The sequence below is a fragment of the Streptomyces qinglanensis genome (assembly GCF_900111245.1).
Lineage (GTDB): Bacteria > Actinomycetota > Actinomycetes > Streptomycetales > Streptomycetaceae > Streptomyces > Streptomyces qinglanensis.
Genome location: NZ_FOGO01000005.1, coordinates 303,891 through 318,434 on the forward strand (window position 1 = coordinate 303,891; position 14,544 = coordinate 318,434).

At 72.5% G+C, this 14,544-nt stretch carries 11 protein-coding genes and 1 pseudogene; 7 read left to right on the forward strand and 5 right to left on the reverse strand.

Annotated features, from left to right (window positions below; genetic code table 11):
- Positions 1-7: 7 nt before the first annotated feature.
- Both BMX65_RS13850 and BMX65_RS13855 read left to right on the forward strand, forming a co-directional pair.
- Positions 8-1,588, forward strand: a complete 1,581-nt coding sequence (locus tag BMX65_RS13850; RefSeq protein WP_239501861.1) for a SulP family inorganic anion transporter — start codon at positions 8-10, stop codon at positions 1,586-1,588.
- Entirely contained in the window at positions 1,585-2,367 is a 783-nt protein-coding gene (locus tag BMX65_RS13855; protein ID WP_075000545.1) for an SDR family NAD(P)-dependent oxidoreductase, read from the forward strand. Before BMX65_RS13850 ends, BMX65_RS13855 begins: the two co-directional genes overlap by 4 nt.
- Positions 2,368-2,501: 134 nt before the next feature.
- Here BMX65_RS13855 and BMX65_RS13860 read toward each other — a convergent pair whose 3' ends face one another.
- Together BMX65_RS13860 and BMX65_RS13865 are read right to left on the reverse strand one after the other, a co-directional pair.
- On the reverse strand, positions 2,502-3,554 hold the full coding sequence (locus tag BMX65_RS13860; protein WP_075000546.1) for a M23 family metallopeptidase: 1,053 nt from the start codon (positions 3,552-3,554) through the stop codon (positions 2,502-2,504).
- Positions 3,555-3,681: 127 nt separating this feature from the next.
- Positions 3,682-5,244: an MFS transporter gene (locus BMX65_RS13865; RefSeq protein WP_075000547.1), complete on the reverse strand. Its 1,563-nt coding sequence runs from the start codon at positions 5,242-5,244 to the stop codon at positions 3,682-3,684.
- 178 nt (positions 5,245-5,422) lie between these two features.
- On the opposite strand from BMX65_RS13865, the gene BMX65_RS13870 reads away from it, so the two are divergent.
- Positions 5,423-5,983 (forward strand): TetR/AcrR family transcriptional regulator, encoded by a 561-nt coding sequence (locus BMX65_RS13870; protein WP_075000548.1) that lies wholly within the window; start codon positions 5,423-5,425, stop codon positions 5,981-5,983.
- Between the two features lie 177 nt (positions 5,984-6,160).
- Here BMX65_RS13870 and BMX65_RS13875 read toward each other — a convergent pair whose 3' ends face one another.
- The gene (locus tag BMX65_RS13875) at positions 6,161-6,535 is read right to left on the reverse strand and encodes a DUF6479 family protein (RefSeq protein WP_075000549.1); all 375 of its coding nucleotides are present in this window, start codon (positions 6,533-6,535) and stop codon (positions 6,161-6,163) included.
- A 99-nt stretch (positions 6,536-6,634) separates the two neighbouring features.
- Positions 6,635-7,354 carry an MgtC/SapB family protein gene (locus tag BMX65_RS13880; protein ID WP_075000550.1) on the reverse strand — a complete coding sequence of 240 codons (720 nt, stop codon included), beginning with the start codon at positions 7,352-7,354 and terminating at the stop codon, positions 6,635-6,637.
- A 299-nt stretch (positions 7,355-7,653) separates the two neighbouring features.
- On the opposite strand from BMX65_RS13880, the gene BMX65_RS32875 reads away from it, so the two are divergent.
- From BMX65_RS32875 to BMX65_RS34285, 4 genes and pseudogenes are all read left to right on the forward strand, one after another.
- Positions 7,654-7,821 carry a hypothetical protein gene (locus BMX65_RS32875; protein WP_162637625.1) on the forward strand — a complete coding sequence of 56 codons (168 nt, stop codon included), beginning with the start codon at positions 7,654-7,656 and terminating at the stop codon, positions 7,819-7,821.
- 281 nt (positions 7,822-8,102) lie between these two features.
- On the forward strand, positions 8,103-8,363 hold the full coding sequence (locus tag BMX65_RS13890; protein ID WP_079171874.1) for a DDE-type integrase/transposase/recombinase: 261 nt from the start codon (positions 8,103-8,105) through the stop codon (positions 8,361-8,363).
- 229 nt (positions 8,364-8,592) lie between these two features.
- The gene (locus BMX65_RS13895; protein ID WP_075000552.1) at positions 8,593-8,799 is read left to right on the forward strand and encodes a hypothetical protein; all 207 of its coding nucleotides are present in this window, start codon (positions 8,593-8,595) and stop codon (positions 8,797-8,799) included.
- 1,756 nt (positions 8,800-10,555) lie between these two features.
- A pseudogene (locus BMX65_RS34285) lies at positions 10,556-12,412 on the forward strand (ATP-binding SpoIIE family protein phosphatase); the annotation flags it as partial.
- 197 nt (positions 12,413-12,609) lie between these two features.
- Here BMX65_RS34285 and BMX65_RS13905 read toward each other — a convergent pair.
- Positions 12,610-14,409: a PP2C family protein-serine/threonine phosphatase gene (locus tag BMX65_RS13905; protein ID WP_075000554.1), complete on the reverse strand. Its 1,800-nt coding sequence runs from the start codon at positions 14,407-14,409 to the stop codon at positions 12,610-12,612.
- Positions 14,410-14,544: the final 135 nt, after the last annotated feature.

A 14,544-nucleotide genomic window follows, 5' to 3' on the forward strand; every position in this document is an offset into this window, starting at 1 on the left:
TGGCGTCATGACGCACTCCGAGAACTCCGAGAACAGCAGTGTGAAGAATCCGGGCGGCGCGCGTGCCGTCCGTCCCCCGCGCGACCGGCGCTCCCTGCGGGCGGACTTCACCGCCTCCCTGGTCGTCTTCCTCGTCGCCGTGCCGCTGTGCGTGGGCATCGCCGTCGCCTCCGGCGTCCCGGCCGAACTCGGGCTGGTCACCGGCATCGTGGGCGGTCTGGTCACCGGGTTCCTGCCCGGCAGCAGCCTCCAGGTCAGCGGCCCCGCCGCCGGGCTGACGGTGCTGGTGTACGAGGCCGTGCAGACCTACGGCATCGGCGCGCTCGGCGTCCTGGTACTGCTGGCCGGGCTGCTGCAACTGCTGATGGGCGTGCTCCGGCTGGGCCGCTGGTTCCGTGCCATCTCCGTCTCCGTCGTCCAGGGCATGCTCGCGGGCATCGGCCTGGTCCTGATCGCCGGCCAGCTCTACGCACTCGCCGACGCCGAGGCGCCCGCCGGCGGCCCGGAGAAGATCCTGGGCCTGGGCGGGCTGGTGCTGGACACCGCACGCGACAGCACCGCCGCGACCGCCCTGGCGATCGGGGCCGGAACGGTGGCGGTGCTGCTGCTGTGGCCGAAGTGGCGGTCAGCGGCCCAGGTGCTGCCCGCACCGCTGGCGGCGGTGCTGCTGGCCACGGCGGTGACGGCGGTGCTCGATCTGCCCGTCGCACGTGTCGAGGTGCACGGCCTGCTGGACTCCGTCCAGCCTCCCGGCCTGGACGAGTTCGGCGGCCTCGCCTCGCTCGGCATGCTGGGCACGGTGCTCGCGTTCACACTGATCGCCTCGGCCGAGTCGCTGTTCAGCGCGGCAGCCGTCGACCGGCTGCACGACGGTCCGCGCACCGACTACAACAAGGAGCTGATGGCCCAGGGCGCCGGGAACACCGTGTGCGGGGCGCTGGGCGCGCTGCCGATGACGGCGGTCATCGTCCGCAGCTCGGCCAATGTCCACGCCGGGGCCAGGACGAAGGTCTCCCGGGTGCTGCACGGCCTGTGGCTGCTGCTGTTCGCGGCCGCACTGCCCGGGGCGCTCGGCATGATCCCGCTCTCCGCACTGGCGGGCGTCCTGGTCCACGCGGGCTGGAAGCTGATTCCGCTCCGCGATCTGCGCCCGATGTGGCGGGAGCACCGCGCCGAGGCGGTGGTGCTGGCCGTGACCGCGCTGGCCATCGTGCTGACCAACATGTTCGAAGGGGTGCTGCTGGGACTGCTGATGGCCGTTGTCAAGACCGCCTGGGAGACCTCGCACGTCCATGTCGAGACGGAGGACCCCGGCGAGGAGCGGCCGCTGCGGGTCACGGTGCTGGGGAACGCCACCTTCCTGCGGCTGCCCAAGCTGCAGGACCAGTTGGAGGCGCTGCCCGCCGACCGGCGCGTCGAGCTGTGCCTGGAGAAGCTGCGGCACATGGACCACGCCTGCGGACTCGCCCTCTCCACCTGGGAGGAGCAGCACAACAAGGCGGCCGCACGCCGCGGTGCTGCCGGGCCCGGCGCCGGGGACCAGCACGGGAAGCAGCACGGGGAGGGCACTTCTAGCATGATCCGATGACACGTTTCGAGGGGTACGCGGCGCTGGTGACCGGCGCCGGGCAGGGCATCGGAGCGGCCGTCGCCCGCCGGCTCGCCGCCGAGGGCGCTCAAGTGCTGGTCACCGACCGGGATCCGGACCGCGCCGAGCGGATCGCCGCGGACATCCGCGGCAGCGGCGGCCGGGCCGAGTCCCGCGGCTGCGACGTGACGGACACCTCGGCGGCACAGGCGGCGGCCGACCACGCCGCCGAGGCGTTCGGAGGGCTCGACGTCCTGGTCAACAACGCCTACGCCTGCCACCGTGATCCGGCCCGCTTCGAGGAGTGGCAGGAGGCGCCCTGGTACGAGGACTTCGAGGTCACTCTGCACGGGGCGGCGCGGTGCACCCGTGCCGCGCTGCCCCTGCTGGCCGCGGCCGAGGCGCGTGGAGCCGTCGTCAACGTGGGCTCGGTCAACGCGGAGCAGCACTTCGGGGACCACGCCTACAGCGCCGCCAAGGCCGGACTGGCCTCCCTCACCCGCACCCTGGCGGTCGAGTCGGCGCCGCGCGGGGTGCGGGTCAACATGGTCGAGCCCGGCACGGTGCGCACCGACGTGTGGCGGGAGCGGGCCGAGATGCTGGAGCGCGTCGCCGCGCACTACCCGCTCGGCCGGGTGGGCGAGCCCTCGGACATCGCCGCCGCCGTGGCGTTCCTGGCCTCCCGGGACGCGGCCTGGATCACCGGGGTCAGCCTCCCGGTGGACGGCGGACTGCTGGTGTCCAACCTGGCGATGAACCGCACCATGGCCCAGCCCTGACCGGGCGCCACCCGGCCCGGACGGGACCACCCCGGGGCCCGGCGGGGCCGGGGGCGGCGGGGGCAAGCGGGCCTCCGCCCCGCCGCACCGGCCGGGCCCCGGCGGGCCGCGCTACGGGCACTGCGGCAGCGGTGTCAGACGTGCACGCCGCGGCTGCGCAGCCAGGGCAGCGGGTCCACCCCCGAACCGACGTCAGGAGTGACCCGGACCTCGAAGTGCAGATGCGGTCCTGTGGAGTTGCCGGTGCTTCCGGACAGGCCGATCTGCTCACCCGCGTGTACCCGGTCGCCCTGCCTGGTCTGGATACGGGAGAGGTGCGCGTACTGGGTGTAGTAGCCGTTGGGGTGCTTGATGACGACGTGGTTGCCGAACGGCCCGCCACTGCTGGTCCGTACGACGGTCCCCGCGCCGACGGCCCGCACCGGAGTGCCGGTCCCGACCGCGAAGTCCTGGCCGGTGTGGCTGTGCGCCCAGCGCTTGCCGGCCGAGGCGAAGCCCGCCGACAGCGTGTAGTCCTCGACCGGAGCCACCCACTTCGCTTCCTCGCCGCCGGAGCGGAGCGCGGCACGGGTGATCGGGCCGGCGGCGCGCGCGGCCCTCTCCTCCCGCCCCTCCCGGACCCGTTTCCCGGCCTGCGTCAGCCGCCGTTCGACAGCGCGCTGCGCGCGTCGCCGCCGGTCGGCCTCGGCCTTCAGCTCGCCCAGCACCGTTTCCCGGTGCGCCCGCTGCCGGGCCAGCTGCTGCTGGACCGTCTCCGTGGTGCGCAGCAGCCGGTGGAAGGCGTGGTCGCCCTGGTGCTGGGCCCGGAGCTGGTCGAAGAGGGTGTCCGGCGATCCGGTCGTCAGCAGCCGGGTGGCGGGGACCCAGCCGCCCTGCTGGTACTGCCTGCGGGCGACGGCACCGAGTTGCCGGTGCAGCCGCCGCAGCCGGTGCTCTCCTCTGCTGACGGCACGTTCGGCGCGGGCGACCGCCGCGCGTTGGGCCGCCACCTTGCGGGTGGCGGCCTCGTAGCGGGCGGCGGCGGCCGCGGCCTCCCGGTAGAGCGCGGGCAGCGGCCGCGCGGCCTCGGCGACGCCCTTCGCGGGGGCGGTTCCCGCGGCCTGCGGCGTGCCTCCGGCGAGTACCGCGGCACACACCAGTGCGGCCAGCGGAGCCGCCGCCCGTCTCTTTCGTACGGCCTCATTCATGGCACGATCGTGCGGCCGGGAACCGCGTGGCAGCCGTCGGGCGAGCGCGGCGCGCGGGCAGCTTGAGCCGTTCGCCGCAGCGGTCTGTCCTCAGGACGGGTGCTTTCCCGCCCGGTCCGCAAGTGCGTCAGTCGTGCCGGGCAGCGGCTGTCTTCCGGTCGGGGCCGGGATCCGTGCCGCCGCTCTCCCCGGGCCGGGGCCGCAGCAGCACCCACGCCAGGACGGCGGCGACCGCGAGCAGTGCGGCACCGGCCAGCCCGGTGGCCTGGACGCCGCCGGTGAAGGCGGACCTGGCCTCGGCGATCAGTGCCCTGCCGGGTTCACCGCCCAGTCGCGCGGCGGCGGCCAGCGCGTTGCCGAGCGTCTCGCGGGCCGCCTCCAGCGCGGCCTCCGGTACGCCGTCCACCGGGTCGAGGCGCATCCGGTACGCGGAGGAGAGCACGCTGCCCAGCACGGCCACCCCGAGGGCCCCGCCCAGCTCGATACCGGTCTCGGAGACGGCGGAGGCGGCGCCCGCGCGCTCGGGCGGGACGGCGGCCAGGACCATGCTGTTGGTCAGCGTCATCACCGTGCCCACGCCCAGACTGACCAGGCAGAAGGCGAGCACGACCAGGGCCACGCCGTGCCCGAGCGGCAGTGCCGTGAGCACCGCGAATCCGGCGGCCGCGGTCGCCAGCCCCGCGGTGATCAACTGTCGGACGCCGGTGTGGCGGGCCGCGGCCGCCGCGAAGAACCCGGAGGCCACCGAGAGGGCGGCGCCGGGCAGCAGGAGCAGTCCGCCGCGCAGCGGCGAGAGTCCGGCCGAGAGCTGGAGGAACTGGGGGATGAAGAAGAGCGAGCCGGCCAGCACGAAGACGACGAGCACATTGGTGACGATCGCGGCGGAGAAGTGCCGGATGCCGAAGAGGGAGAGGTCGATCAGCGGGTCGGCGAGGGTGCGCTGGCGGCGGACGAAAACCCAGCCGAAGGCGAGCCCCAGGACGAGGAAGGGCAGGGCCGCGGGGCCGTCGCCGTGTGCGAAGGACTTCACGGCGTAGACGGCGGGCAGCACGGCCAGCAGGGTCAGCGCCGCGCTGGGCAGGTCGAAGCGGCCCGGTGAGGGGTCCTTGGTCTCGGGTACCAGCAGCGGCAGGCCGATCAGCGCGAGCAGCACCAGCGGCAGGTTGATCAGGAAGACCGAGCCCCACCAGAAGTGCTCCAGCAGCAGTCCGCCGATGACCGGGCCGAGCGCGGAACCGGCGCTGAAGGCCGAGCCCCAGGCGGCGACGGCGACCAGCCGCTGGCGCTCGTCGCGGAACATGTTGCGCAGCAGCGAGAGGGTGGAGGGCATCAGCGTCGCACCGGCCACGCCGAGCAGCACGCGGGCCGCGATCAGCCAGCCCGCACTCGGGGCGTAGGCGGCGAGCGCGGAAGCAGCGCCGAATCCGGCGCATCCGGTCATCAGCAGTCTGCGCCGGCCGATGCGGTCGCCGAGGGTTCCCATGGTCACCAGCAGCCCGGCGAGGACGAAGGAGTAGATGTCCACGAGCCACAGCAGTTGGGTACCGGACGGTGCGAGGTCGGCGCTGAGGGCGGGGACGGCGAAGCCGAGGACGGTGAGGTCGACCGCGATCAGCAGCACGGGCAGGGTGAGGATCAGCAGCCCCGCCCACTCCCGGGGGCCGGCCTTCTCGGTCGTCTCCTGCGCCATGGCTCGCTGTCTCCGTCTCCCGGCGCCTTTCGCGGCGCGTTCTGCCCCCGTGTGCGGTGCGGCGCCACACCGGTGCGGCGCGTCCCCCACGCGTACCGCACTTTTGTGTACAGCCGTACATAAAACTGTGTACTAGGGTACACAGAATTGCCGGAGCCGAGGAAGGCGGTCAGCGCCGATGGGAGCCAAGCGCGGGCCCGCCGATCCCGCACGCCGGGAACGGATCATGGCCGCCACCGAGCGCATCCTGCTGCGGGGCGGCATCGCGGCTCTCAGCCACCGCGCGGTGGCCCGCGAGGCCGGGGTACCGCTGGGCTCGACCACCTACTACTTCGCCACCCTGGACGACCTGCTCGACGCGGCCATCCGCAGGCTGAGCGAGCGCTACGCGCTCCGGCTGCACGCCTGGGGCGCCGCGCTGGGCGACCTCTCCCGCGCCGGGCTGGTCGAGGCGCTGGCCGACCTGGTGGAGGCGCTGGTACGGGAGGACCGCCCCGCACTGGTGCTCTCGTTCGAGCTGTCCGCCGCCGCCATGCGCCGACCGGAGCTGCGCGATGCGGCGCTGCTGTACGCGGAGACCGAGTGCGAGGTACTGCGCGTGCACACCGACGAGCGCACCGCGCGCGCACTCTCCCGCGTACTCGACGGCCTGCTGCTGCACTCGCTCGCCGCGGCGGTCCCACCCACCCGTGCCGACATCACGGGGCCGCTCGCGGCACTGCTGACGCCCGGGGAATGAGCACCCGGCACACCCGGGACACGGGCCACGGGCCACGGGGCACGGCACACAAGGCCGCGCCCGGCAGGTGACGCATCCCCGGCCGGATCGCCGAGAAGCCGCGCCATCCTTCCGGGCGGGCCGCCGTGCGGTGCGGGGCCGCCGCGGTCCGCTGCGCTGCGCAGGGAGCCGGTCGCCTCAGCCGGCTCCGCCGCTGCCGAAGGATCCGCTCTTGCCGGGCTCCCACTTCTTGCGCGTCGGGGGTTCGCCCGGATGATGCTCGCGGTCGCCCTGGTCATGCACCCCGCTGTGCGGCAGCCGGCGGATCCCGTCGCGGGGCATCTCGTCCGGCTCGCGATTCTCCGTGATCTCCTCGACCGGGCCGCTGTCGGGCAGGTGCGGCTGCTGGTCGGGCTCCGGGAGTTCGGGCTCACGGCTCTTGATCCGGATGCCGAGCCAGACGGCGCCGATCAACGCGGCCACGATCAGCAGCCCGATGAGTCCGGGCACCAGGCCCACCAGGTGATCGCGGGCGGCGAGGTCCGTCGCCGTTCCGAGGACGTCCGCGTTCATGTGCTCAGCCCCCTTCGGCTCGCGGTGTCGCCCCACGGGGTTTCCGCAGCCGTCGGGCCGGAAACCTCGCTCCGGGGCGAGCACCCGGCCGCGCCGCGCTCAGTCACCGTCCTGCGCGCTCGCGGCGGTGCGGCCGTTGACCGCGCGCACCCCCGGCACCGCCACCAGCTCACCCACCAGCTCCGGCACCGAGCCGGGCCCGGAGACCGCGAGGGTCAGCCGCGCCAGATCCGGTTGCCGCTCGTCCATCTGCTCGACGCTGGTCTCGGTCACCGCGAACCCCCGCTCCGTGCACAGCTCCAGCACCGTGCGCAGCACGCCCCGCCCCTCCTGGTAGGTGAGCCGCAGATGGCCGGGCTCCACGCCCGGCAACCGATCGCTGATCTTGGTGAAGCCCCACACCGTGAGGAAGTGCATCGCCACGACCGCCACGGCCAGCAGCGGCAGACCCGCGCCGCAGGCCATCCCGACCGCGGCCGAGACCCACACGATCGCCGCGGTCGTCAGCCCGCGCACCACGTCCCGGCGCAGGAAGATGACCCCGGCACCGAGGAACCCGACGCCCGAGACCACCTGCGCCGCGATCCGGGACGGGTCGAAGGAGACGTCCTCCATCCCCATCAGATCGGCGAAGCCGTACTTGCTGACCAGCATGAAGAGCGCGGCACCGATGCCCACCAGCGCATGGGTGCGCAGTCCCGCGCTCTTGCGCTTGGCCCGCCTCTCCAGCCCGATCAGCGAGGTCAGGACGAAGGCGAGGGCGAGGTCGGCGAACTGCGGCCAGCCCTGGCCCGTCGAGGAGAAGAACGCGTCGTTCATGTCCGAGGTCTCACCGCTTCACATGGTCCGTCCGGGCAGGCGGCCCGCAGACGGCGACGGACGGGCTGCGCCCCGCACCGCGCCCGTCTCCGTCTCCGTCTCCGTCTCCGTCTCCGTCTCCGTCTCCGTCTCCGTCTCCGTCAGGTCCGACTGCCCGTGTTCCTGGGTTCCTGGTTCCTGGGTTCCTGAAGAAGTTTTCCGATTTTCTCCGTTTGGCACCCGTTTCGCCCCGTTTCACCGTTTCGTTGCGCGACGCGTGGGGACCCGCTCCGGTGAGCCGACCTCGGAGGTGATCCCACGTGCAGCAGGACCAGACGACCCGTGACGAGAACGCCCGGGAAACCCGCCGCCCGACAGTGCACGTCTCGCGGACGGCGAGCCGCCCGGACGGCCCCATGAGCTACGGACCGCGCTCCTCCCGCGGCGACGGGGACCCGGAATCGCACATCTTCCGCGGCGAGGACTGAGCCCGCTCCGACCGGGCCGGGACGGTGGCGGCCCCGGGCCGCCACGCGGCACCCGGGGCCGCCCGGGTACCCGTACCCGCCCGCCGCACTCCGCCCGGATGCCGGACCGGCCGGGCGGAGGACCGCACCCCGGCGACGGGGCCGGCCGCGCAGCCGGACGGCAGCCGTCGACGCCGACCAGGTCGAAGGGGGCCCAGCCGACGGGCCCCCAGGAGCCGAAGGCGTAGGTGACCCGCCCGCCGAAGTGTCCGGATCGCCGCCGCGGCCCGGGCGAGAATCGCGTGGAGCCGTTCGGGCACCGGCCCCGGCGAGGCGCCGAACTCGTCGTCGACGCTCTCGACACGGCACACGCCCGGGGCGGACCTGAGCCGGGCTGCGTGGAGCACAGCGATCGCGGCAGTGCGGACACGTCCGCCCAGCTCCGGCCGCGAATGGGGAAGTCGGGACTGCGGCAGAGCTGCGGACGCACCGGATCACGCTTCGACAACGCCGCCGCGGAAAGCTTCTGGTCCCTGCTCGAAGAGGAGGTCGGCGCCTGGTGACCCCCGTGCGGGTGGTCAGGACTGTGGGTGCGGTCGTTGCTGGGGCATCGGGGTGATGTTTGCGGGAATACGGGAGGGGGTGTGTCGCTCTTCGGAGGCGCGGTTGGGGGGTCGGTAGCGTACTGGGGAGTGCGGGTGTCGGCCCGGTGTTGCCGGTGGTCGCTGCGATGCGGCACTGGGCGCCTTCGGGCGCATGCCGAAGCCTGAAATCGGGGTTGTGGAGGCAGCCGTGGCGGAGTCGCAGGACGACGGGCGGCTCGCGGGGCGCTTGGCGGCCCTCGCCGCGCTGGGGTTCGTGCTGGTCATCCCGCCGTTGCTGGCGCGGTTCGACCGGGTGGACCGGGTTTTCGGCGTACCGGTTCTGTGGGCGTACCTCTATCTCGTCTGGGTGGTCGTGATCGGCCTGGTCGCCGCCGTGTGCGCCAGGTCCCGGTAGCACGGTGCTCCGGACCGAGGTCATCGTCGGGATTTCGGTGGCGTATCTGGGTCTGCTCTTCGGAGTGGCCTTCTACGCCGACCGGCGGGCGGATGCCGGGCGGAGTCTGATCAACAACGCTACGGTCTACGCGCTGTCGCTCGCGGTGTACGAGACGGCGTGGGCCCTTTACGGCAATGTGGGTGGGGCTGCCACGACCGGTATCGGCTTCCTGGGAGTCTATCTGGGGCCGACGCTCATGCTCGCGCTCGGCTGGCTGGTGCTGCGCAGAATCATCCGGATCAGCCGGCGGCACCGGCTGACTTCGCTGTCCGATTTCGTCTCCGCCCGCTACGGCAAGAGCGCGGTGCTGGGTGGCCTGGTGGCGGTCATCGCCGTGGTGGGGGTCGTCCCTTATATCTCGTTGCAGTTGAAGGCGATCTCCAACGCCTTCGAGATCCTTCGGCGGTATCCTGAGATCACCACTCCTTCGGAGCTCGGCCATGTCCCGCTGCTCGAGGACACCGGCTTGTATGTGACGCTGCTGCTCGCCGCGTTCACCATTCTTTTCGGTGCACGGCACCTGGACACCGCCGAGCGTCACGAGGGGATGGTGACGGCTGTCGCCTTCGAGTCCCTGGTCAAGCTCGGGGCGCTCCTGGCGGTCGGGGTCTTTGTCACGTTCTGGATGTTCAGCGGATTCGGTGATCTGTTCACTCGTGCGGCGAATGCCGACTTCACGCAACTGTTCGTTCTGGAAGGGCACGTCAGCTACGGCAGTTGGGTCTGGCTGACCGTGCTGTCGATGCTGTCGATCGTGCTGCTGCCTCGGCAGTGGCAGATCACCATTGTCGAGAACGTCGATGAGAGGCATCTCAAGCGGGGGATGTGGTTGTTCCCGCTCTATTCGCTCGCCATCACGATCTTTGTGCTTCCGCTCGCGGCCGGGGGGCTGCTGCGGCTCGGAGATACCGCCGACGCCGACACCTACGTACTGACCCTGCCGATGGCCGAGGGGCAGCAGGGGCTGGCGCTGCTGGTCTTCGTCGGGGGGCTCAGCGCGGGCACGGCCATGATCACGGTCGAGACCATCGCGCTCAGCACCATGGTGTCCAACTCGCTGGTGATGCCGCTGCTGCTGCGTCCCATGTCCCGGCTGGCGTACCGGGCCGACGTCACCCGGCTGGTGCTGGGCATTCGCCGGACGGCCATCGTGCTGATCCTGCTGCTCGGGTACGCGTACTTCCGGCTCGCGGGCGAAGGGCAGGCGCTGACGGCGTTCGGCCTGGTGTCGTTCGCGGCTGTGGCACAGTTCGCGCCCGCGATTCTCGGCGGCCTGTTCTGGAAGGGCGGTACTCGCTGGGGTGTGCTGGTGGGCCTCGTCGCGGGGTTCGCCATGTGGGCTTACACCCTGCTGCTGCCGAGCTTCGCCGAGGCGGGGTTGTTGTCCGCCTCGTTCCTGCGTGACGGCCCGTTCGGTATCGAACTGCTCCGGCCCCAGCAGTTGTTCGGCCTGACGGGAATGGATCCGATCAGCCATGCGATGTTCTGGAGTGCGCTGGTGAACATCGGCGGATATGTCGGCGTCTCCCTCGTAGGCCGGCCGACGGTCGCCGAGCAGGCGCAGGCGGTGCAGTTCGTCGACATCCTCACGGAGCCTGCCGGAGGGCGCCGTCGGCAGGTCAGTGCCACGGTCGGCGCGTTGCAGTCCGTGCTGGAGCGCTTCCTGGGGCGGGAGGGCGCACAGCGGGCGGTGCGCTCCTATCCCGGAGCCGGCCCCGACTCGCCGGAGGCCAAGGCCACCCCCGATCTGATCCATCACATGGAGGCTCAGCTCTCCGGCTCTGTCGGTGCGGCGTCCGCGCGGCTTGCGATCGACACGGTGGTCGGAGCGGAACCGGTCCGCACCGATGAAGTAATGGAGATGCTCGGCGAGGCCTCGCAGAGGGTCGAGCTGATCCGGCGACGGCTGGATTTCCTCTACGACGCGACCAGCGACATCGGCACCACCCTCGATGTGGTCCAAACGGCCGAGGAGCTGGCACGGGCAGCGGTCCCGGGCTTCGCGGACTATGTCACCGTGGATCTGGCCGAGCCGGTGCTGCGCGGCGACGAACCGGCGCTGGGCGGCGGCGACAGCAGACGGTTGCTCCGTACGGCCGTCAACGGGATCCGTGATGAGGTGCCTTTCTTCACCGTCGGTGAGGTGATCACGTTCACGCCGGCGTCGCCGTCCGCCCGCACCGTCGAGACAGGTCAGGCGATTCTGGTGCCCCGGCTGCGTGACTCCCCCGGATGGCGGACAGTTGGGCCGGAGCGGGCCGCCCGTATTCTCGACTTCGGGGCTCACTCGCTCATCACGGCGCCGCTGCCCGCCCGCGGTGTGCTCCTGGGCGTCGTCAACTTCTGGCGGTCGGAGAGACCGGAGCCCTTCGATCAGGACGACCTCTCCCTCGCGGCTGAACTGGCCACTCATGCAGCCGTGTCTCTCGACAACGCACGCCGCTACACCCGGGAACACGGTATGGCAGTGGCGCTTCAGCGGAGCCTGCTGCCGCGTGCCCTACCCGAGCAGCACGCCGTCGAGGTGGCTTACCGCTACCTCCCCGCGCAGGAGGGGGTCGGTGGCGACTGGTTCGATGTCATCCCCCTGCCGGGCGCCCGTGTCGCGCTGGTGATGGGCGACGTCGTCGGGCACGGGCTGCACGCCGCCGCCACCATGGGACGGCTGCGCACCGCTGTGCACAACTTCTCCTCCCTCGACCCGCCTCCCGACGAACTCCTCGGTCACCTGGAAGAGCTGGTCACCCTCACCGACCAGGACGTGGTCGCGGACGGTGACGAGACCACCATGACCGGCGCCACCTGCCTGTACGCCGTCTACGACTCCGTGACCCGTGACTGTGCGATCGCCAGGGCCGGGCACCCGACGCCCGCTCTAGCACACCCCGACGGCACGGTCGAGTATCTGGATGTGCCGTCCGGGCTGCCTCTCGGCATCGGCGGGCTGCCCTTCGAATCCGCCGAGCTGCGGCTGCCCGAGGGCAGCAGGCTCGTCATGTTCACCGATGGCCTGGTCGAACGCCGGGACCAGGACATCGACGTCGGACTCGAACAGCTCCGCGAGACTCTGAGGGGCGCGGACCAGTCCCCGGAGCAGATCTGCGACGCCGTACTCGAGGCCCTCCTCCCGGTTGTCCAGAGCGACGACATCGCGCTGCTGGTAGCCCGTACGCGAGTGCTGGGGGCGGGGCAGGTCGCACACTGGGACGTGGAGTCGGACCCGGCGGCTGTTCCCCGCGTACGCGCCGCCGTCTCCGCACAACTCACGGGGTGGGGCCTGGCGGGCCTTGCGGATACCACGGAACTGATTCTCAGCGAGCTGATCACCAACGCCATGCGCTACGGGGCCGGGCCCATCAAGGTACGGCTGCTGCACAGCCGTACCCTCACCTGCGAGGTGTACGACCAGAGCCTCACCTCGCCGCACCTGCGCTACGCGGCCACCATGGACGAGGGCGGACGGGGCCTCTTCCTCGTCTCCCAGCTCGCCGCACGCTGGGGCACCCGCTACACCAAGGACGGCAAAGTGATCTGGGCCGAGCAGACCATTTCGGTGCCCCCCGGTGGCTGACCGTCACCGCGTACGAACCGGCGCCCCTGCCCTGCCGGGCTGCGGCCGTAGACGCTGCGTCGTCACGAAGAGCCCGGGAGGAGCCCGGCTGGCCGGCTGGCCGGCTGGCCGGCGGCGCCGTATCGGCTGCGCGGCGTGGGAACTGTCCGGGAACTGTCCGGGGGCCTCGCGTTTTCACGGGGTGGCTGTCCGGCGCCTCACGTGACGCACAGCGCGAGGATCGTGGCGTCGTCCTCGGCCTCGCGCCCCAGCAGGGCGGCGGACAGGCAGTCGACGGTCTCCTGCACGGAGGCGAAGCGCTCCGCGCACTCCCGGGCGGCTGCCATCAGCGTGGCGACCCCCTCGTCCAGATCCATGCCGCGGCGTTCGATGACGCCGTCCGTGTAGCAGAGCAGCAGGTCGCCGGAGCGCAGCAGCGTGGTGGTGAGCGGGTAGGCCGCATGTGCGGTCACCCCGAGCATCACCCCGTGCTCCGCCTCCACCAGCCGCGGCACTCCGTCGCGGACCAGGATCGGCGTGGGGTGCCCGGCGCTGGCCCAGCGCAGCACCCGCTCCCCCGGGTCCAGATGGCCGACCACACAGGTGGCGGTGGCATCCAGGCCGCTGTAGTAGACGACCTCCCCCAGCGCCGTGGTGAGTTCCGCCGCGTCGTGGTCGGTGTAGGCGAGCCCGGCCAGCGCGGAGCGCTGCTGCACCGCCCGGCTGGCCGCGTCCACGCCGTGCCCGGAGGCGTCGCCGACGGCCAGCAGCACCCGCCCGTCGGGCAGCTCCCGGCACTTGTACCAGTCGCCGCCCACCCCTGAGTCGGAGGGCACGTAGACGGCGCCGACGGAGAGCCACGGCGCGGTCAGGACGCCCAACGGCGGGGTGAGCGCCTGGCGGAAGGTCTCGGAGACGCGCCGGTCGACGGCCGTCTCCCGGCGCAGCCGCTCGGTCTCGGTCAGGGCCCTGCTGAGCAGTTCCTCCTGACCGGTGATGTTCCGCGCGATGAACAGCAGGGAATCCGGCACCCCGGCGCCCTCCGGCTCGGCGTGGCCGATCCAGCGGATCCGCCGCTCCTGTCCCGCGACCCGGAGGGTCACCTCCCGGTCCACGACCTCGCCGCCGCGCAGCAGGGCGCTCATGTCGGCGGCGAAGGCGGGCACGTCCTCCGGGACGATCTTCCGCCGCAGCGTCAGCAGCTCGGCCGTGACGTCGTCGACCGAGGTCACCGAGCGCGCCTCGCCGTCCAGGCCGTGCTCCGGCTCCGCCGCGGCCCCGGGCTCGGTGGGCAGGCCCAGCAGCCGGCGCAGCCCGTGCGACCAGCGCATCCGCCCGCTGACCAGGTCCCATTCCGCCCACCCCAGTCGGCTGCGCTCCTGGATGCGGTGGCTGAGCCGCGTGTCGCCCACCGGTTCCCAGTTCGTCAGCAGCAGGCCCTCGTCCGGCAGCAGCACCACCGTGCCGCGCAGCCGCCCGCGCTGGAGACCGCCCCCGACGAGGTCGACGTAGTCGAGGTCGTCGGCGGAAGCGGGGCCGCGCCCTTCCAGGGCTGCCCGGTAGACGTCGTACATCCCGCTGGCGCGGATGCCCGGCCGGGTCTGCGACAACGGCCCGCCGAGCAGATCGCGGGGGTCGCGCTCGACCCCGCTCAGTTCGAGGTGGTTGGCGCCGACGACGAGGAAGTCCCGCGCCGTGCCGTCCGCGGCGTACTGCGGGCGCAGCACCGCGGCACTGCCCCGCTGGACGGCCAGCACCGCCGGCAGCCAGGAAGGCAGCCCGGGCAGTACCGCCACCTCGGGAGTCGCCCGGTCCGCGGCACCGCCGCGGCGCAGCGGTCCGCTCCCGGCGCACCGGACGGGCGCGGCAGGGAGGCGGCGTGCCTCGGTGACACGGACGCGCGCGCGGTGCCGGGCGTGCGCCTCCGTGCGCAGCGCGACCCGGTCGAGTTCCCGGAAGACGTCTTCCGGGGTTCGGGCGGCGGCTGCGGAGCCGGGATCCGCGGAGAAGGCGTCCATATGTGCCCATTGTCGGTCCTGCCGGGAATCTTCGCCGGGTGGCGGCCGGCGGCACGCGTCCCCCTCCCGGGGTCGCACCTTCCGGGGCGGGCCACCGGTCCGGGCCCGGCCGGCCGGACCGTCGCATGCGGCGCC